This window comes from Metabacillus idriensis (assembly GCF_050483325.1).
Lineage (GTDB): Bacteria > Bacillota > Bacilli > Bacillales > Bacillaceae > Bacillus_P > Bacillus_P idriensis_A.
This window is the reverse complement of the sequence record NZ_JBCMYF010000001.1, coordinates 47,343-66,074: the sequence shown is the minus strand read 5'-3', so window position 1 is coordinate 66,074 and position 18,732 is coordinate 47,343. Positions and strand designations below refer to the sequence as shown.

19 protein-coding genes are annotated in these 18,732 nt (G+C 40.8%); 6 read left to right on the top strand and 13 right to left on the bottom strand.

Annotation, left to right across the window (positions count from 1 at the left end):
• Nucleotides 1–137: 137 nt before the first annotated feature.
• The 5 genes from ABEQ24_RS00345 to ABEQ24_RS00325 all read right to left on the bottom strand — a co-directional run bounded on the left by ABEQ24_RS00345 (nucleotide 138) and on the right by ABEQ24_RS00325 (nucleotide 5,239).
• On the bottom strand, nucleotides 138–1,295 hold the full coding sequence (locus tag ABEQ24_RS00345; RefSeq protein ID WP_430004902.1) for an FtsW/RodA/SpoVE family cell cycle protein: 1,158 nt from the start codon (nucleotides 1,293–1,295) through the stop codon (nucleotides 138–140).
• Between the two features lie 225 nt (nucleotides 1,296–1,520).
• The gene (locus tag ABEQ24_RS00340) at nucleotides 1,521–2,150 is read right to left on the bottom strand and encodes an NUDIX hydrolase (protein ID WP_430004901.1); all 630 of its coding nucleotides are present in this window, start codon (nucleotides 2,148–2,150) and stop codon (nucleotides 1,521–1,523) included.
• Nucleotides 2,151–2,177: 27 nt separating this feature from the next.
• Nucleotides 2,178–2,933 (bottom strand): hypothetical protein, encoded by a 756-nt coding sequence (locus tag ABEQ24_RS00335; RefSeq protein WP_430004900.1) that lies wholly within the window; start codon nucleotides 2,931–2,933, stop codon nucleotides 2,178–2,180.
• A gap of 15 nt (nucleotides 2,934–2,948) precedes the next feature.
• A complete protein-coding gene (locus ABEQ24_RS00330) occupies nucleotides 2,949–3,587 on the bottom strand; it encodes a lysoplasmalogenase (protein WP_430004899.1) in 639 nt (212 codons plus the stop codon).
• Between the two features lie 62 nt (nucleotides 3,588–3,649).
• A complete protein-coding gene (locus ABEQ24_RS00325; protein WP_430004898.1) occupies nucleotides 3,650–5,239 on the bottom strand; it encodes a long-chain-fatty-acid--CoA ligase in 1,590 nt (529 codons plus the stop codon).
• 515 nt (nucleotides 5,240–5,754) lie between these two features.
• On the opposite strand from ABEQ24_RS00325, the gene ABEQ24_RS00320 reads away from it, so the two are divergent.
• A complete protein-coding gene (locus tag ABEQ24_RS00320; RefSeq protein ID WP_430004897.1) occupies nucleotides 5,755–6,918 on the top strand; it encodes an FtsW/RodA/SpoVE family cell cycle protein in 1,164 nt (387 codons plus the stop codon).
• 120 nt (nucleotides 6,919–7,038) lie between these two features.
• Here the strand turns inward: ABEQ24_RS00320 and ABEQ24_RS00315 are convergent, their stop codons facing one another.
• The 6 genes from ABEQ24_RS00315 to ABEQ24_RS00290 form a co-directional block, all read right to left on the bottom strand.
• Nucleotides 7,039–7,656: a DedA family protein gene (locus tag ABEQ24_RS00315; RefSeq protein ID WP_430004896.1), complete on the bottom strand. Its 618-nt coding sequence runs from the start codon at nucleotides 7,654–7,656 to the stop codon at nucleotides 7,039–7,041.
• 278 nt (nucleotides 7,657–7,934) lie between these two features.
• Entirely contained in the window at nucleotides 7,935–8,789 is an 855-nt protein-coding gene (locus tag ABEQ24_RS00310; RefSeq protein WP_430004895.1) for an STAS domain-containing protein, read from the bottom strand.
• 206 nt (nucleotides 8,790–8,995) lie between these two features.
• On the bottom strand, nucleotides 8,996–9,715 hold the full coding sequence (locus ABEQ24_RS00305; protein WP_430004894.1) for a DUF2161 domain-containing phosphodiesterase: 720 nt from the start codon (nucleotides 9,713–9,715) through the stop codon (nucleotides 8,996–8,998).
• Nucleotides 9,716–10,030: 315 nt separating this feature from the next.
• Nucleotides 10,031–10,468, bottom strand: a complete 438-nt coding sequence (locus ABEQ24_RS00300) for a VOC family protein (RefSeq protein WP_430004893.1) — start codon at nucleotides 10,466–10,468, stop codon at nucleotides 10,031–10,033.
• Between the two features lie 214 nt (nucleotides 10,469–10,682).
• Nucleotides 10,683–11,537: a GyrI-like domain-containing protein gene (locus tag ABEQ24_RS00295; RefSeq protein ID WP_430004892.1), complete on the bottom strand. Its 855-nt coding sequence runs from the start codon at nucleotides 11,535–11,537 to the stop codon at nucleotides 10,683–10,685.
• Between the two features lie 77 nt (nucleotides 11,538–11,614).
• A complete protein-coding gene (locus ABEQ24_RS00290) occupies nucleotides 11,615–12,187 on the bottom strand; it encodes a histidine phosphatase family protein (RefSeq protein WP_430004891.1) in 573 nt (190 codons plus the stop codon).
• 87 nt (nucleotides 12,188–12,274) lie between these two features.
• On the opposite strand from ABEQ24_RS00290, the gene ABEQ24_RS00285 reads away from it, so the two are divergent.
• The 5 genes from ABEQ24_RS00285 to ABEQ24_RS00265 all read left to right on the top strand — a co-directional run bounded on the left by ABEQ24_RS00285 (nucleotide 12,275) and on the right by ABEQ24_RS00265 (nucleotide 16,410).
• The gene (locus tag ABEQ24_RS00285) at nucleotides 12,275–13,177 is read left to right on the top strand and encodes a DoxX-like family protein (protein WP_430004890.1); all 903 of its coding nucleotides are present in this window, start codon (nucleotides 12,275–12,277) and stop codon (nucleotides 13,175–13,177) included.
• 10 nt (nucleotides 13,178–13,187) lie between these two features.
• Entirely contained in the window at nucleotides 13,188–13,787 is a 600-nt protein-coding gene (locus ABEQ24_RS00280; protein ID WP_430004889.1) for a DUF4166 domain-containing protein, read from the top strand.
• The gene (locus ABEQ24_RS00275; protein ID WP_430004888.1) at nucleotides 13,777–15,381 is read left to right on the top strand and encodes a YndJ family protein; all 1,605 of its coding nucleotides are present in this window, start codon (nucleotides 13,777–13,779) and stop codon (nucleotides 15,379–15,381) included. The genes ABEQ24_RS00280 and ABEQ24_RS00275 overlap by 11 nt, the downstream gene beginning before the upstream one ends.
• A 411-nt stretch (nucleotides 15,382–15,792) precedes the next feature.
• Nucleotides 15,793–16,182 (top strand): DMT family transporter, encoded by a 390-nt coding sequence (locus ABEQ24_RS00270; protein WP_430004887.1) that lies wholly within the window; start codon nucleotides 15,793–15,795, stop codon nucleotides 16,180–16,182.
• Nucleotides 16,183–16,221: 39 nt separating this feature from the next.
• Nucleotides 16,222–16,410 carry a hypothetical protein gene (locus ABEQ24_RS00265; protein ID WP_430004886.1) on the top strand — a complete coding sequence of 63 codons (189 nt, stop codon included), beginning with the start codon at nucleotides 16,222–16,224 and terminating at the stop codon, nucleotides 16,408–16,410.
• Nucleotides 16,411–16,728: 318 nt separating this feature from the next.
• Here ABEQ24_RS00265 and ABEQ24_RS00260 read toward each other — a convergent pair whose 3' ends face one another.
• Both ABEQ24_RS00260 and ABEQ24_RS00255 read right to left on the bottom strand, forming a co-directional pair.
• Nucleotides 16,729–18,297, bottom strand: a complete 1,569-nt coding sequence (locus tag ABEQ24_RS00260) for a cation acetate symporter (RefSeq protein WP_430005272.1) — start codon at nucleotides 18,295–18,297, stop codon at nucleotides 16,729–16,731.
• A complete protein-coding gene (locus ABEQ24_RS00255) occupies nucleotides 18,294–18,659 on the bottom strand; it encodes a hypothetical protein (protein WP_430004885.1) in 366 nt (121 codons plus the stop codon). The genes ABEQ24_RS00260 and ABEQ24_RS00255 overlap by 4 nt, the downstream gene beginning before the upstream one ends.
• Nucleotides 18,660–18,732 lie beyond the last annotated feature (73 nt).

Below are 18,732 nucleotides of genomic sequence, written 5' to 3'. Positions count from 1 at the left end.
CTGGATTTAACTTAAGCTTTTAGACTTCTGTCCAAGTGTCTGGCTTTCCTTCTTTTGAACAAAAGAATTATCTTTAAAAAGATGAGCCATCTTTTTAAAGATTACTAGATCAATTCTCAAAGACAGCGAATTTTTTTTCATTCACGATCAAAAAAATACTTCTTATTTCTAAAGCTGATACTGAATATAAGCCCCAGTGCAAGCATGTTGCTGATCATTGAGCTTCCGCCATAGCTGATGAACGGCAGAGGAATTCCCGTGATCGGAAGTAATCCGATTGTCATACCGGCATTTTGAAATACGTGAAAAGCAATCATTGAAATCACGCCTGTACAAACGTATGAAGAAAAGGCGTCTTTTACTTCCAGTGAAAGACTGATGATCCGATAAATTAAAAGGAAATACAGGCTGATGACAAAGCTCGCTCCGACAAAACCGTATTTTTCTCCTATTACACTGAAAATAAAATCAGTATGGCCCTCAGGCAAATGGACATTTCCAAGGGCTGCTTCTTTTCCCGTAATTAAGCCCGATCCTATCGCAAGCATGGACTGATAAAGGTGGTACCCGTCCCCTTCTTTGAATTCTGCCGGACTTAGCCACGCGTAAATTCTCCCCAGCTGATATTGCTTGACTCCGATGACGCTGAGAACATCGGGCTGAAACACAATGAGGTAAATAAGCAAACCTCCAACCGAGCTCATGAAAAGAAAGATTGGCACAATCACTTTCCATGAAATGCCCGAAACTAAAATCAATCCGCTGAAGATAGCAATGAGAACAAGTGAGGTCCCTAAATCCGGCTGCTGCATAATGATCGCAATCAGAGCAAATGTGGCCAGTCCCATTTTGATCAACAGGAATAAATCTGTTTTCAAATCTCTGAACTCACACTGTTCATGATGCTTTGAAATAAGATGGCTGAGTGTAAGAATGAGGGCTATTTTGGAAAGTTCAGAAGGCTGGAGCGAGCCGATTCCGGGTATCTGAAACCAGCTTTTCGCACCATTTACAGGCCTTGCAATCGATTCAGGCGCCAGAATAAGAAAAATGAGCAGCAGCATCGCAAATCCATAGGCAAACCACCCAATTCTCTCAATTTGCTCCATATCAAAATACATGACTGCTGCGATTATTCCACACCCTATGATATACCAGGCAATCTGCATCCCCAGAAAATTCCGATTGTATTGTCCAAACTCCTGTGCTGTGCTGATGGACAAAAAGCTGATGATTGAAAATAAAAACACAATGAAGACCAGACTAAAGTCAAATGGATGTTCGTTTTTCTCCATTTTCCGCATTCCTTTCAAGGCTGTTTAAGATTAAAAAAAGACTGCTGATTGCAGTCGTTATGTACTAGCTATCCAATTAGACTTACTGCCTCGTCCCGCATCCCCGCATGTTCCTGTCAAATAAAAGCAAGACCCAAAACAAGATCATACTGATTTCCCCACTTATAAGTAAATACGATAGATTTATAGAAAAGGTTTCAGAAAACAAATAATTATTTTTGCCTCTTATATTCTTTTCATCTTTTCTTCAATTAATTCTAAAACCCTCTCATAATAAGCAGCTTCATGTGGTACGAATCTCGTTTTATCTACTTCCGTCTGAATTGATCTTCTAGTCCCATCCTCGTCCACTTCAAAACCTTCAACAAGAAGGGTGCTTCTTCTGCCTGAAATAAGTTCTCCAAATGAATGCAATTCTGCTCGAACCATTCCGGATACTTCTTCTTTTTGCAAAGTGAAAGCCTCACATGCCTGATTGAATGGATAGAAATACACATGGGCAATTTCATTATCGATTAAGTCTGTTTGGGATACACAATACTTCAGCACATCCAGCAGAACCAGCTCTGAGAATGAAACACGAATGCCGATTTCCTCTTCAACTTCCCGTGTTCCATCTTCAATCGTTTCATGAGCCAGGATGTGGCCTGCAGCCGTAATATCAAATAGATTCGGATAATCTTTTTTCTCTTTGCTCCGCAGCTGGAAATAGAGGAACACCGTGCCGTTTTCTATGCCTGCAAACCAGCAGTGAAACGTTTCATGCCAGTGACCTGTCTTATGTACTTCGGCGCGGGATGCTGTTCCAATCGGATTGTGATATTCGTCAAAAATACGCAGTAATTCTTGTTCCATTTATTGCTGACCTCTCATTTCTGCTCTTTATGGTTTCAATTTTCTACCCATCTCTTTATATATCATCAATGTTTCCATGAGGAAATCTCTATCATAACCCGTTTTCTTATAAATTCGATCAGCCCATTCTTCTATGCTCTCTGCATCAGGATCATCAAACAATCCATGGCTGGTGCTTAAAAAGCTTTTCCAATTATAAAACTCAAAATGGGCTGTTTCTTCTCCATATTGAACTCTTTTTTCTAATAGCGGCTCAGGCTTGATTGTATTTTGAGAGTGTTCGGCAGCAGCCAGAAACTGCGTACGTTCAACAGGTGCGGTCTGATAAATTTGTGAGGACGACTTTCCATTAGGACGATAGTAAGTAATCTTCACATCATCCCGGCCCGGTTCTGCTTTTATTTCAGCTGCCGGAAAAAACCCCTTCAGTTTTTCGGCTGTGAAATCCTCTGCTTTTGCGTCTATCAAGATCGGACTGAGCCACTGATCGCCTAAGTCGCACAAATATCTTTGCCCCCTGTTATCCAGTGCGATGACAGCTGCGTGATCTTCTCCAATGGGATAAGCTTCGATTCCTGCTTTCGCAAATTCATCCAGCAGCCAGATGGATAAATCATAACAATTGCCTGTTATGCCATACTGATCCTTGTGTTCTTTCATTAACGAAAGCTCTCTCTGTTTTTTTGAACCAGATTTTACGTAATACCATGCCTTTGTGAAGGTTTCCATCGGAAAATCATCAAATTTCTTCCATACTGACAGGATTTCATCTGTTGCTTTCATTTCTATCACCTCTCCTTAGTTAAAAAGATAGACACTGACAGCAAATAGCAGCTGTGCCAGAAAATAAGTGCTCATCACCATATAGTCCCTGTATTTTAAAGAACGCCTGAACCGGTCCCAAGCGAGCACTGCATCTGACAGGTAAAAGAATAATGCTGCGGTGATGATCAGAACTTGTCCGCTGATAAATGACATTCCGGTCATCATGGTAATGACCGTAATATAAAGTGAAACAGCTGCGATCATAGCAGTCCCGCCTTTTTCTTTTACTCCTTTAAAAAGCAGCCGGAAAAAGAGGAACGCAATCAGAATCAATACAACCCATATTATGGAATGACTCTCAGCATCACCCCATTCAAAGATAAAAGCCGCAGTGTATAGGACATGCGCTATAAAAAAAGAAATTAACCCCTGCAAAAAACGATCAGCAGGCAGCATGAGAAAGACATCGCCGGCAAGGGAAAAGAGTAATCCGCAGACAACCAGGATGCCAAACACTCCGGCGCCATTCAGATTCATACAGGCTATTCCAATGATCAAAAGCATCGTTCCTGGTTTCAGCACATAAATCCATGTTTCTTTTTTATAATATATAGCTGCCATGTAAGACGCAGCAGATGCAAAAACACACATAAATAATAGGATTGTAAACATTTTCCACCCCTTTTTTCCCTAAAAAAGAACCAGGTCCCCCCTGGTCTCCATTTGAAGCTTTGTCAGTTTACAAACTTCTCTTTTTCCTTCCAGAATTCCTTCCGCAGATGAACTTTTTGAATTTTGCCTGAAGCCGTTTTAGGCAGTTCATCTGTGAAGATTACTTTTGTCGGCGCTTTAAAATGGGCAAGTTTGCTGCGCGCGAAGGCGATCAGTTCTTCTTCGCTTGTCAGCATTCCGTCTTTTATGACAACTATAGCCTGCGGCGTTTCTCCCCATTTTTCATGCGGCACAGAAATGACAGCGACCTCCTGCACGGCAGGATGATCGTACAGTACACCTTCTACTTCAATTGAAGAGATGTTTTCTCCTCCGCTGATGATAATATCTTTTTTCCGATCAGCAATTTCAATATTTCCATCCTCATCCACAACCGCCATGTCCCCAGTATAGTACCAGCCGCCGCGAATGACTTCATCTGTTCCTTCCCGGTTGTTCCAATAGCCCTCCATTACACCGTTACCGCGCACCGCAATTTCTCCGATTTCCTGACTGTTGTGCTTAACTTCCTCTCCAAGTTCATTAAAAACTCTTACGTCGCTGCCAATGAACGGATAGCCTGCTTTTGCTTTTAAACGATATTTTTCCTCAGGCTTGAGATGCTGCTGTGTATCACGGATGATGGAAGTTGTAATGAGCGGAGATGCTTCTGTCATGCCATAGACTTGGATAAACTCCCACTTTAATTCCTCTTCCACCCGCTTCACAAATGCAGGAGGCGGGGCAGAGCCGGCTATAACAATCCGAATATCCTGCGGCTGCTTCAAACAGCCGTTCACTTCCGCGTATTGAAGCAGGCTGTTTAAAACCGTTGGGGCCATGTGCATCACGTTAATGCCATACTCATTGATTTTTCTGAAAATATCAGCCGGATGCACTTTACGAAGACAGACCTGTGTTGCCCCGTTTGCCGTGTAATAAAACGGAGAACCCCATCCATTCACATGGAACATCGGCAGCACGTGAAGAAGAATATCACGGTCTGAAACCCGAAGATGATGCATGGATGCAAGCGCATGCAAATAGTTGCTCCGGTGGGTCAGCATAACCCCCTTAGGCCTTCCTGTCGTTCCGCTCGTATAAAGAAGTGTGGCAAGGTCATCCTCTTCCATTTCAGGTCGTCCGAATTCATCTTTTTTATACTGACTCAGCCATTGCTCATATGCGATCGGACCATCACCGCTGATTTCAAGACCGTGAACAATGATCTTTTGAACTGTCATCAATTGATCTGCGACTGGCTCAATTTGTGCAAAAAGTTCATGATCAACAAATAATATTTTCGTTTCACTGTGATTTAAGATATAAACATAATCATCCGGAATCAGCCTCGTATTCAGGGGAACGATAACCGCACCAAGTTGAAGAACACCGTAAAATCCTTCATACATTTCAGATGAGTTTGGTGAAAGATAAGCAACACGGTCCCCTTTTTTAATCCCTAAATCCATCAGCCCCCGTGAAAGCTGATTCACTCTTTCGTTTACTTCTGCGTATGTAAATTCTTTTACCTCATCAATCACAGCTGTTTTATCCCCGTATAGCTTCACAGCCCGATCCAGAAACTGAGGCAGCAGCAAAGGCACCTTCATTTTCCCATCCCCTTTAGTCTAAATATTCAATTATTTTCAAAATCATTATAGCATATTTGAGAGAATGTGTTATATAACAAGTGTGATGTATATGCAAAGAAACCGGCACAGATCTGCACCGGTTTCTTTTTATTCATGATCAACTCTCATTCTAAGTCTCAAATCAAGCCGTTTTCTAAAGGTAAATACAGCTGAACCAAAGAGAAGCTATGGTGGCACTTCAAATCCAGCCTGCTCTGTCAAAAAGCCAAAGAGCTGGGATACGAGTGGAAAAGTTATAGAAAGCATTGGCCTCTGGGCTTTATAAAATTCTTACATTGGCCCTCCAAGATAAATTTAAGGCTATGCATTCCGAAAATGTTAAGTAATTTGTACGCTATCCGATAATTAGAAAGGATGCTTTTTTTCCATTCTCTTACTCTTTTTTAAAAAAAACCGCATCCAAGAGGTTATTTCATTGTACTTTTTGGGTACATCTACTATGTTGCACACCAATTTAATAGAGGAGCCACATCATGTTCATCAGAATTCTTAAATCTTACGACTATCCGTTAATAGCAGCCATTTTTTTATTAAGCTTATTCGGACTGCTTATGGTCTACAGCTCGAGCATGATCACATCCATTCTGAGATATGATGTGACGAGCAGCTATTTTTTCAAAAAGCAGAGCATTTCTCTGATCATAGGCTTCATGATGTTTGCCGTTCTTTCTTTTTTTCCATATAAAATCTTTCTTCAAAAAAAAATAATCAAGCTCTTATTTTACATATCGATTGGCTCTTTATTGTTTGTCATGATTTTCGGGCACACAGCCGGAAACGCTCAAAGCTGGGTTAAATTAGGCGGAGCAGCGATTCAGCCTGCAGAGTTTGCAAAGATGTGGGTCATAATTTATTTATCAGCCCTGCTTGCAAAAAAACAGAGATATATGGATGATTTCTACAATGCTATTTTGCCGCCGGTCATATTTGTGGTTATGATTTTCATATTAATTTTGCTGCAGCCCGACTTTGGAACAGCACTCATTATCTTATTGAATGCAGCGATCATCATTCTTTGTTCAGGGATTACCCTTAAAAGCTTTTTCAAATTATCAGCCTTTACAGTGATGGCTGTTTCAACCGGACTTATGCTTTTATTTATCACAAATAAATTAGCTGACGTGTTCTCATCTGAGAGAATGTCAAGATTCACAGGTTTTTTGGATCCTTTTGAAAATATCGCCGATTCAGGCTATCAGCTTGTCAGCTCTTATTATGCAATTAATAGCGGAGGCATGCTCGGGCTTGGCCTTGGAAACAGCATTCAAAAATATGGCTATTTGCCCGAAAGCCATACGGATTTCATAATGGCAGTCATCAGTGAAGAGCTCGGACTGTTCGGAGTGCTCTTTGTCATCGGACTGATTGCGTTTATCGTATTAAAAGGGTTTGCCATCAGCAAAGCATGTCCGGATCCATTCGGCTCACTCCTTGCTATTGGTATTTCTTCCATGATCGGCATTCAGGCCATCGTCAATCTTGGGGCGGTAGCCGGACTGCTTCCTATTACGGGTGTTACCCTTCCTTTTGTTAGCTACGGCGGGTCATCACTGATTTTGCTCTGCATCTCAGCTGGAATGCTGGTGAATATTTCGATGATGAATACCTTTAAACAGACATACAGCAAGGCGATATAGAAAAGCGGAAGCACCCGGGTCAGCGCAGGAATGCGGAGCTGGCGATGGAGCTTTACATACATGCACTAAGACCATAAAAAGACCCAATCATTTTTCAGATTGGGGCTTTTTTTCTTCCTATCAAGATGTACTCTTTGTCTGCCTTTTTTTAATAAACCAGATAATAAACACAACTGCTGCTGCCCCGAGGACTGCATATATGACCGATGAATAGACGCCGACATACTCATTGATTTTTGGCCAGGCTTCACCGAGTGATGCTCCAAGCATGACAAGTGCAATGTTCCAGATCAGGGTTCCAAAGGTAGTAAATAGAACAAATTTAAAGAAATTCATATTGGACATGCCCGCCGGGATCGAGATGAGGCTGCGGAGCAAAGGGACCATACGGCAGAAAAAAACGGTCCAAATGCCGTATTTATCAAACCATGCATCTGCACGGTGTACATCTTTCTTTTTAACTCTCAGGATATGGCCCCATTTATCAATGATTTTTTCGAGCCGTTCAACATCCAGCTGCAGGCCGATCCAGAATAAAACAATCGCACCGACAACAGATCCTGCTGTAGCGGCGAGAATGACTCCAATCACATTCATGTCTGAATTGGTCGTCATGAACCCTCCGAATGGCAGCACAACTTCTGAAGGAATAGGGGGAAAAATGTTTTCTAGGGCAATCATCAGAAAGATGCCAAAGTACCCGTATTGTTCCATAAAATCCGTAATCCAATTCTCCAAGTACCTCACTCCTTCACTGCTTCCTTTTCTTGTCTAAAAATCATTTCCCTATGCTTGAACTTTTAAAACGCATGCACCCTAAGAAAAGCGGAAGCGCCCGTTTAGCGCAGGCATGACAGATAAGGATCCGACAGAAAAGGCGCTTTTTGCCACTACTTTCGGAGCCGTTCTGGCCGAGGAGCCTGAGCGATTCCGCTCGCCATCGAAGCGCAAAATTTTATGTTTATTTATCCCCTTTTAAAAAACACGGCACCTCCAAAAAGAGATCCCGCGTCAGGTTATCCTGATTTGTTTTGTTCAAAACCAATAAATTTCAAGGCAAGGTGCAGACTTGAAAACGATTTGGTCTCTTTAAAATCAAGACCAAGGCTGATCATGGTCTGTGCAATTTCAGGACGGATTCCGCTCAATTTTGTTTCTACACCCAGAAGCTGCAGCGCATCGAGCACTTTGAAAATTTGGTTTGCCACCATGGTGTCAATAACAGGAACGCCTGATAAGTCTATGATTAAATATTCATATGCACATTCTGCACTTTTTGTTAAAGCAACGTCCATTAAAATTTGTGCACGCTGTGTATCAAGATCTCCGATTAAAGGAAGAACCCCAATTTTTTCTGAAACATTCACTATTGGCACAGATAGCTCATCAACAGCACTTTTGGCAGATTGAATGTTAGTCGAGTATTTTTTCATATAAAAAACACTGATCAAATGGATCGCGTGATCTACCACATGATCGAAAGAAGAAAGAACCTCATAAAACTCATCCAGGGATAAGCTGTCAGCCTTTGCTTTATCTTTAATAATGCCGCCAATCACATCACGGTAAAATTTGATTTCCTCAATGGCAAGGTCAAGCGGAAATTGAATCGCAACCAGCAAATCTGCCGTTTCTCTTCCCCAGTTGTTCAGAAGAACAATCGATTCCTGTTTTTCAAGCAAAATGGCCTCAGCATATACGTTCACCAATTTCCCTCTCCAATTAGAAAGCTCCCCGCTGTCTGACTGGAGAAGATTCGGGTATTTTATGCTTTTTTCTACTTTGATAGTTTGGATTAATTCTTGTTTTTGATCTATAATCACTTCACTGATTTTTTTTAGGGTTGTGTGTAAATTGTTTTTAGTCTGCATGTTTCTCCTTTCCAAAACGAATTTCTATCTATAAGGATAGTACTATACATTTAGAATCTCAAACCCTTTTTATGTTTATTGGCAAAAAAAAAATTACCATTTGGTGCTTAAAATTTGGGATTCCCTTCTGTTTTCAGCTGTATTTTGAATTCATTTCATTTTTTCCGGATATCATGTTCCCAATACATCCGCCGTCTCAAATGCATCTATTCTTCAATCGTCTTATAGTAATACTTACTTAAATCCTCATGCAGGAGCAATTCCTTTTTCCCGGTTTCATTCAGGGAATACATCCCCCTTTTTACCCTCTCAAACCAGCCGTAATAATTCTTGTTAAGAATCGAGAGCGTTTTGTCGCCGGTTCCCATGGCACGGAGATCTTTAGGACTGAGCGGCCCTTTCCTTTCGAGACAGCAGGCAATATGGATGCATCTTTCTTTATAAGCTGTCATGATTTTCGTTTTGTTCACGCCGCCAATATTATGATCCCCGCTTCTCCCCGCCATTTCAGAAAGGATTCTTTCTCTTCTTTTCTTGCTCTGCTTCATGCTTTTGACTCGATCAAATGAAGAAGGTGCAAGCTTGATTTCAGCTTGAGCTTTTCCTTGACGAAAGGATACGATAATCAGCCCAAGCTCCAGGCGCTTCACCAAATAGCAAAGATCCTTCCATTTTTTCGAGCGCAGGCTGTAAGAGGGCTTTGGGATGGCAATATATACATGTTCTGTATAACGCTGCCTTTTGGCAGCCTGAATCAGCAGTTCAACGTTCAGCCTAAGCTTCAGCTCAACGATAATCAGCTCCTCCCCCTTAACGGCAGCCAGATCACAATCTTTTACTTCTCCGTACACTTCAAAGCCTTGTTTCAGAAAATATCTTTGTGTCGGCAAATATAAATCCTTTTCTAAAATCTTGTCCTGTTTCATTTCTAGTACCCCGCGTCTGTTTATTATTTCTAACCCTATCATAATCGTTTTCAGAAAAAAACAATTGGATTTTCGCACAAGGACAAGCAAAAGCACTCTGTCCTATATTAACAGGCTCCATTTTGGGGGAGAAAACATGAAATCACACCGTATATACCAGCGGGAATAGCATTAGAATCAGCAGGCTCATTCGCACCGCATTTAGCGGTTTTTTTGCATTATAAAACTCAGTTCATGATTGAACTGAGTTAATAAGCTAATCCATTAAAGCCTCCGATAGTTGGAATTCTAAATCATTAAAGTCCCACTCACTATTTATCTGATTTTCTCTGCCAACTCTAAAATAATTCCTTCTGGGCCACGAACGTAGCATAACTTATACCTTTCTTCATATTGCTCTATCTCACTAAAGATTTCTTTGCCATTCTTTTTCAATTTTGCAACAATAGCTTCAATATCTTCAACTGCAAAGCAAATATGCCGGATACCGAGCGTATTTGCAAAAGGCTGCTGAATATCTTTTTCATCCGACGGCGTATAAAACTTAACTAATTCTATCCATGTCTGACCATCTGGCATCCCCAAGCCTACACATGCCGTTTTAACATCATTAAGCCCAACTATTCTGTCCAGCTGTTCTCCGTCCAATTCCCATTCCGCTTGCACTTCAAGTCCTAATTCAAGAAAAAACGCTTTAGCCGCTGAAAGATCATTTACGTTTATACTCACATGATCTATTCTATTGATCTTCATATCTCATACCTCCTTTGTCCCTGTTACTTTCTATACCTGTATTCGTAAATCCTTGTACTAACATGCTGTTCATTAGATACCTATTTCTGCTCAGAAACGGATGTAAACCCTGTAATAACAACAAAAACAGCAGGTGAAATTCATATGAGAATCAGCCTGCTATTTAATGTGTTATATACAGTTTCCCTTCCACAAACGGAACCCCTTAGTACTTTTAACCTTTAACAGGAATCCAAACCTCAGAATAATAGTCTGAACGATATGGATCATCATTTGTATATACTTCTAAATCCGGTGTTCCTGCATGCTCATATCCGCTCGTTGGGAACCATTCTGAGATAATTTGCTTCCATGCATTTTGCATCGCATGAGGCATTGGGCCCTTAACTTCAAACACAACCCATTTTGATGCCGGAACCGTGAGTTTTGAGAATCCTTCAGGAAGGTCGCCATTATATTCTGCAGCTATCCAATAATCCATCATCTTGCTGCTGCCTGCTACACATATTCCCATTACGCCTTTAATTTCTCCGTTGTTCAGTTTCATCAGCAAATCATTAGTCCCATCCTGATTGACTTCATTCCAGAGCTTTGGAATCCCGATCAGATTTTCCTCATTCACACATGAAAACTCACGTTTAATTCCGACTGCTTCAAACCCTTTACGCTCCACCACATTGTAATTCATCGGATCTGCTCCTTTCAAACTCACCTGAATGGCCAGGCGGCTGTAAAATTTCAGTTTACAAGTGCTTTTCCTCGCTTCACTCGGCGAAATCCCGTGCTGTCTTCTAAAAGCCTTTGTAAACGATTCGGGAGTATCATAGCCATACTTATAGGCAAGATCAATCACTTTTCTGCGGCTGTTTGAGAGCTCCTGGGCGGCTAATGTTAAACGTCTGCGCCGGAGATATTCTCCAATAGAAATATCTGTTAAAATTGAAAATGTCCGCTGAAAATGAAATTCTGAAGCATTTGCCTCTTTTGCAATCTGTTCAGTCGACATGTCCTCAAGCAAATGTTCTTCCATATAGTCGATCGCCTTTTGTATTGACTCTATCCATGACATATCACTCACTCCCAAGTCCAATCTTACCAGTGCAGATTCTTTAAATCCTGTCATTTTTTGCTTTGCTGAGACTGCTTTTACAGATGTCTAGTACAATTATACAAATCGCAGTCCCATCCCTTTTCTCCTTTTACAATTGTTGAGATTGCCGTATTTTTCAGTCCATCCTTCATTTCTAAATTAGGGACCACCTGTCTTAAAAAATGGGAGATAAACATTCCGTGGCTGACAATTAAAATGTTTTTTTCAGGGTGCTTCTTGATTAAATCATCGAAAAACAGCTGGCCTCTTTTGATGACGGCCTCTGTTTTTTCAATTCCAAGATCGAGCTCCCGCCACTGTTCGCCCCATTTCTTTAATCTTTCAGGTTCTGTCGTTCCTTCAATTTGTCCGCCATCCACTTCTTTAAGTCTTTCATCAAATTGAATAGGAAGATTTCCAAGCTTTGCTGATATGTATTCCGCTGTCTGCTTTGCCCTGGCTAACGGACTTGCATAAATCACATTCCAATCTTCAGAACTTAACCTCGCAGCAAGCTTTACCGCTTCGATGATTCCATTCTCATCAAGGGGAATATCTGAGCTCCCCTGTGCTCTTCTCTCAACATTCCAGGCAGTTCGCCCATGGCGGATAATCCCTATTTTCGTCATATTCAGAACCATTCCTTTCAATAATTTTCTATCATTCTCTAATTCTTCCATCTAAGATTATGATACTCTAAAAGAGGGGTGAATACGATGAAAACAAAACCAATTTATGTTGAAATTTCAATCAGATCAGACATGGAAAAACTGTGGAGTGCAACACAAACTCCAGATTTGCATTCGAGCTGGGATCTCCGTTTTTCATCCATTACCTATCTTCCGAAAAAAGAAAACGAACCTCAGCCCTTTTTATATAAAACAAATATTGGCTTCGGGCAGAGCATACAGGGATGGGGAAAAAGCGTCGGCACCTTTCATGCTGAGGATGGATCAAGAACTTCCTCTCTTCATTTTGGAACAGATCAAAAAATATCCCTGATCAAAGAAGGCAAGGGATACTGGAAGTACATACAAAAACAGGACGCACTCACCTTTCTGACACAATATGATTATAAAGTGAACTTTGGCCGGCTTGGTGCGTTTTTTGATGCACTCATATTCAGGCCATTAATCGGATGGGCAACTGCTTTAAGTTTTGATGTCCTGAAAAGATGGCTTGAAAAAGGTGAAGCCCCGGCCTCCCAGTATTTGCGGTTTTTTAGTACATGGCTTATGTTCTTTCTTTTCTTTTTTATATGGACTTATCACGGCGCAGTGCCGAAATTAATTTTCCAGCATCCAGAAGAAGTATCTATGACGAAAAACTTGCTTCCCATTTCTGTCAATCAGGCCTCCTCAATCGTTATAGCGGCTGGCTTGGCAGAGATTCTATTCGGACTGCTGTGGCTTTTGCCGTTTAATAAAAGAAGGTTATTTGGCCTGCAGATCATAGCGTTCCCGCTTCTTTCCCTGTCAGCTGTTCTGGCAGAGCCTGCTAACCTGATTCATCCCTTCAGTCCTATTACCTTTAATGCCGCTTTATTCACCCTGTCAATCATAGGTTTTTTTCAATGCAAAGACCTGCCGACAGCAGGCACCTGCAAAAGAAAGAGATAAGGAGATTCAGATGTCTATTTATAGAAGTGTATTAGGTGATCAATTTCAGCAACTCCATCCAAAGCTTCAAAAAAGGTATGAGTTTCCCTTTACAGCTAAAGGAGTGATGAAAACAATAAATGGCGGACCAAAATGGCTGTATCCCTTGTTTTTAGCAGGAGTCCGCTTTAAACTTCTATTTCCGGAGAATGGGAAAGAGATTCCGTTTGTCATTAGAAATGCTCCTTGCACTGGAGCTGACGGAGAAGAACAGGTTCACTGGGAGAGGATCTTTTATTTCAAAAAGAAAAAAAGGTATTTCAACGCCTTAATGAGTCTGGATTCTAAAAGAAACTTGATTAAAGATTACCTAGGTGAGCCGAAACTGTTCTATTCTGATTTATCCTTCCATGTGAATGAGAGCGGACAATTAAAAATAGAGTCCAGAAGTCAGCGCTTAGTTCTTGGAAAGCTTGAGATACCTATGCCTGAACTGTTGCAGGGACTGGCTTTTGTAACAGAATCCTATGATGAGGACAGAGACGTTTTTTTAATAGAAGTAAAAGTAGTAAACCGTGTCATCGGCACCGTTTTCTCATATGAAGGAGCATTTACAGCAGATGAAATTTAACACCTTTGTCATCATTCACAGCATCATCTTCCTTCTTTCCGTGCTTTTAAATGAAGGGCCATGGTACTTTTTATTGCTTACGGCAGCACAGCTAATCTATGTTCCGCTTGTCTTGCAGCTTATCATGAAAAAAGGGGATTGGTTTTACAAGATATATCCCTATATCTCTATTCCTGCTTATACATCCGTATTTCTCCTCCAAGTAACTGAAGAATCCTTATTCGATGTTTTTTTTGCAGGAGTCTACTTTTTCTTTACAATTCTTGTCGCAGCTTATGGATGCTCACGTTTTTTAAGCCGGGGTTTTAGCCAATTTGAAGAATTTGCCGTGGATATGGGCCTAATATCGCTAATGATCGGCGGGGCATGGTTTTTTGCTCATATAGGTGATATTGAAACTGGTTTTTCCCCCCTTATCAGGTGGCTGACTGGCATTCACTTTCACTATTCTTCCTTTTTACTGCCGATTTTTGCAGGGTTCCTGGGGAGGATTTCGAAACCCCCATTTTACAGACTGTCGACTTCCATCTTGATCGTATCGCCAATGATTGTAGCCCTGGGAATTACCTATTCAGTCTGGCTCGAACTGTTATCCGTTCTTTTATATATTGCGGGGATTTATGGGGTGATCTATCTTTCATTTAAAGTGCCGCTTCCTCAAGCGAAATGGCTGATCAGACTGTCCTTTTCAGCTCTTGGAATCACGATTCTTTTTTCTTTGGCTTATGCCCTGGGAAATGGCTGGGGAATTTTCAGCGTATCTATTCCCTTTATGCTGAAATTTCATGGCATCCTGAATTGCGGATTATTTGCTTTATTCGGTGTAATTGGCTGGTCTATTTTCACCCCTTCTACTATTGACGGCCCGGCCTTTCCCATCAGTAAAGTCAGGGGAAAACGGGCAATTGGCGAAAAAATACTGGATGAAATCGGAGACAGAAACTCCGAATATCAGGGACTAGTAGATAATATGGGCATCTATGAACCTGATATTTCCTTGAAAATCCTTTCTAAAGAGATTATCTGCTTTTATGAAAAGACAAATCAATACCGCCTGTTTGCAGAAGTAACGTGGCACAGCTGGTTCAAACCGTTCGCATTCGTTTACCGATTGTTCAGCAGACAAGTCAAACAAATCAACCTTCCGTTCTCAAGCAAGCAAGCTGAAATGACCGGAAGGATCTGTCCTGTAAAAATAGAACACGATAACAGAGAATCCGTCCGGGCATGGGTTCGGAAAATGAACGGTGAAACAGCATTTGTTGCCCTCTATTCTTATCACAGCACAAATGGAAAAACTTATATGAATATCGGGCTTCCTCTTCCCGGTTCAGCGATGATTGGGATACTGGAACTTCAGCAGAAAGGACAAGATCTTCAGCTTTCAAGCAAAAAAGAGAAGCTCGATTCAGATGCCGGTGTTTATCTGGCTTTCCGGAACAATCTTTTCAAACTTCCAATAGAAGAAGTTTTCCATGTCAGGGAAACAGATGAGGGAGGGCTGACCGCGAAGCATAAAATGTGGATTTTCCGGGTTCCTTTTTTAACTATTCATTATTCTATTGTAAAAAGACAAAAAAAACTCTCTTTCTAATGATAACGGGTTCGGTTTTAGAGTACAAAACTAAAGATTACACATCAAAAGGAGTGCCAAAACGTATTGATTTTGCACTCCTTTTTTCTTGATTTATCAGCGTTTTTGCCGATAAATCTTCATAATTTGTAATACAAAATGCACCCTGAAATGTAGATGACAGAACTTTCTGTTCCTCAAAATGTGTGATGCGAATTCTTATACACTTTAAGGCATAGAAAAAAAGAAAATGAGGGCAGTATAGTGGAAGAAGGATTTATTTTTTCTCTTCTTCCTTCAGAACTATATTAAATTGCACACAGAAATAAAAAAGATAAAGTCTTATAAGTTAATTCTTTTTTTTGTAAACTAACTATTGAATATAGGCATAGCCCATATTTTAAATGAGTTGAAACAGGAGGAGAATTATCAATGTCTTATTTATATTTATTATTAGCCATTACAGGTGAACTCATTGGTTCATCTATGCTTAAAGCGTCTGAAGGATTTACAAAAATCTACCCTACCATTAGTTTGATTATTGCGTTTGTAGGTTCCTTTTTCTTTTTATCGCTAGCAATGAAAACTATTCCATTAAATACCGCCTATGCACTTTGGTCTGGTATAGGGATTATTGCTACCACTATAATTTCAGTTCTAATTTGGAAAGAAAAAATAAACATAGCCAGTGTTACAGGTATTACTTTAATACTTGTAGGTGTTGTAATATTAAATCTTTTTGGACCTGGTCACGGTGAATCAAACAGTGATGAAAATGAAAGTTCAAAGCTAGCAACAATAATTGCTAACGAATCTGAATGAGTTTGTGATACGTTTTACTTAAACAAACGGGGGTTTTAAATGAGAACATATGCATTTATTAAAGAAAAAGAAACCGAAATTAAAAAGATTATGGCTTTTGAATCTGCTGATGGCATCTCAGTTTTTCTTTATAATACGGTAGATAATGTTCCTTGTTTTGCTGACATTCATTTTGAAGAATTAGAAGCAGCAATGGAGTATTTTGATGAGATGGGTATTGTTGACTAGGATTGGATAGTCATAAATGATCCAATCGAAGGTTATCCGGAGGACATTATATATTAGTGATTAAATTTGCTCACCAATAAGGGGCTTTAATTGAAGAATCCCCATAGAAAAATGGTCAGAGGCACATCAGCCACTGACCATTTTTATGTCAAAGATAATTGTTTTTGGCTACAAATAGCTCTACCATTTAGTTTGTTTATTGGAAGTTTGTACTTCAAAACAGAACCCGTTATTTTATTGCAGGAGTTTTTTTGAACTGAATGATAATGAAGCATAACCCAAAAAAAGAAGACCTGATTTGGTCTTCTTTTTCATTCATCAAGCGATCTCAGATTCTTTCGAATGCACTTTTCTCATAAAGTCGTTTACGTCAGAAGGAACTTTGCGGTCAAGCTTCGAGACGATGTAAACAGACAGAAATCCGATTGGAACGGTAATCAGTCCCGGTACTCTGAACTGAAGGAACTCAGGCAGAGTCGCCGGCAGGAAAATCATGTACATGGAGGAAAGAAGACCAAGGACAAGTCCCGCAATTGCCCCTTTTTCTGTCATGCCTCTCCACCAGATTCCTAGAATGAAGATAGGTGTAAAGGTACTTGCTGCGACCGTAAAGGCGAGTGCAACAAGATGGCCGATTGATGCTTCTTTTACAAGAAGACCAAGCACTCCATAAAGGACACCTAAAACCAGTATCGACACTTTACCGGCAATAACACGTTCTTTTTGTGTGATATTTTTCCGTAAGAAAGTTGCATAAAGATCATGTGCCAACGCACCAGAGCTTGCGATAAATAAACCGGACAAGTTCGAGAAGACGGCTGCAAATGCACCTGCAATGACAAGTCCAAGCAGCCATTCTCCGCCAAGAGCCTGTGCAGTAGAAGGAATAACCATATTGTTTCCTCCGGCTACAAGATCCTTCATAACCTGTGGATCGGCTGAGCCGCTTAAGAAAATAGATCTTCCAACTGCTCCAAGGTAAACAGCGAAGAAAAAGAAAACGCTTGCAATTAAGATGGCCATAAGAGCTGATTTACGAGCGGCCTTTGCACTAGGGTTAGTATAAAAGCGAAGAAGAATATGCGGAAGCCCGATTGTACCCAGCGCAAGTCCGATTGTCATTGAAATGGTCTGCCAGAAGGACGGGAAGTAGTTTCCTGTGCCAATCCAGGTTTGACCATCATGTACAACGTCTTTTCCATCAGGTGCAAACGTTGATGTTCCGGCAATGCTTCCTGTAAACTCAGTGACAGAAGCAAGGATTCTTTCATAATATAAACCGCCGTAAACCGCCGCTACTACCATCAAAATAAATGCGCCGAGACGAATCCATAATTCCAGCGCCTGATTTAAAGTCGTCCCTTTCATTCCACCTATTCCAACATAGAAAATCATGACACTGCATGTGAAAATAATGCCAAATTCATAACTTGTCCCAAAGAACATACTTAAGATTTGTGCTGCTCCCAATAATTGCGGTGCTGCATAGAAACCTGAAATCGCGAGTACGACAGCAACCGCTGCAAGTCTTGCCCGTTTACTGTGAAAACGGTAGCCAAGAAAATCTGCAACTGTATAAGCGCCAAATCTGCGAAGCGGTCCCGCTACAAAGATCGCAAGGAGAGTCAGTCCGATTGAGAAACAAAATGCGTAATAAGCTCCATCATAGCCAAGCTGAAACGTCAGTCCTGCAATCCCCAGGAATGTGGCAGCACTTAAGTAATCTCCCCCGATAGCCGATCCATTAGTAAACCAGCCAAAGCTTCGTCCGCCAACAAAAAAGTCAGATGCCGTTGCATTCTTTTTTGATAGATACGTAATGTAGACGATCGTTCCCATCAGGAAGATCGTGAGCAGCATTTTAGGTTCAAACAAAGCAGCCATCAGTTGACACTCCTTCCATTAGAAGAACGAATGGAGCTGTCTGTCATCTGGCTCTTTTTCAATCTCTTCTCATATAACGCAGTATGAATATAAGCAATAATAAAGGCCATTCCCATTGCAACTATTCCTGTAAAGAACCAGGCATACGTCATTCCGCCGTAAAAATTTGAAAACATAAACTCAGGTGCAAACCAATTCAGGATCGGCATCGCAAAAATAAAAGCAAAATAAAACAATGTCAGTTTCGATCCTGTACTAAATTCACTTTTCATCAAATGGCGTGTCTGCTGATCAAGCGGTTCCAGCTCTCGGACATCAACCGTCCCTGCTTCTACATAATCATATTCTTTAAACTCTGCGGCCAAAATCCTTTCCCCCTTTATTTTTATCTATTTCACTGCATGCTTGTATTTTACAATAGAAGAAAACGGCATACCT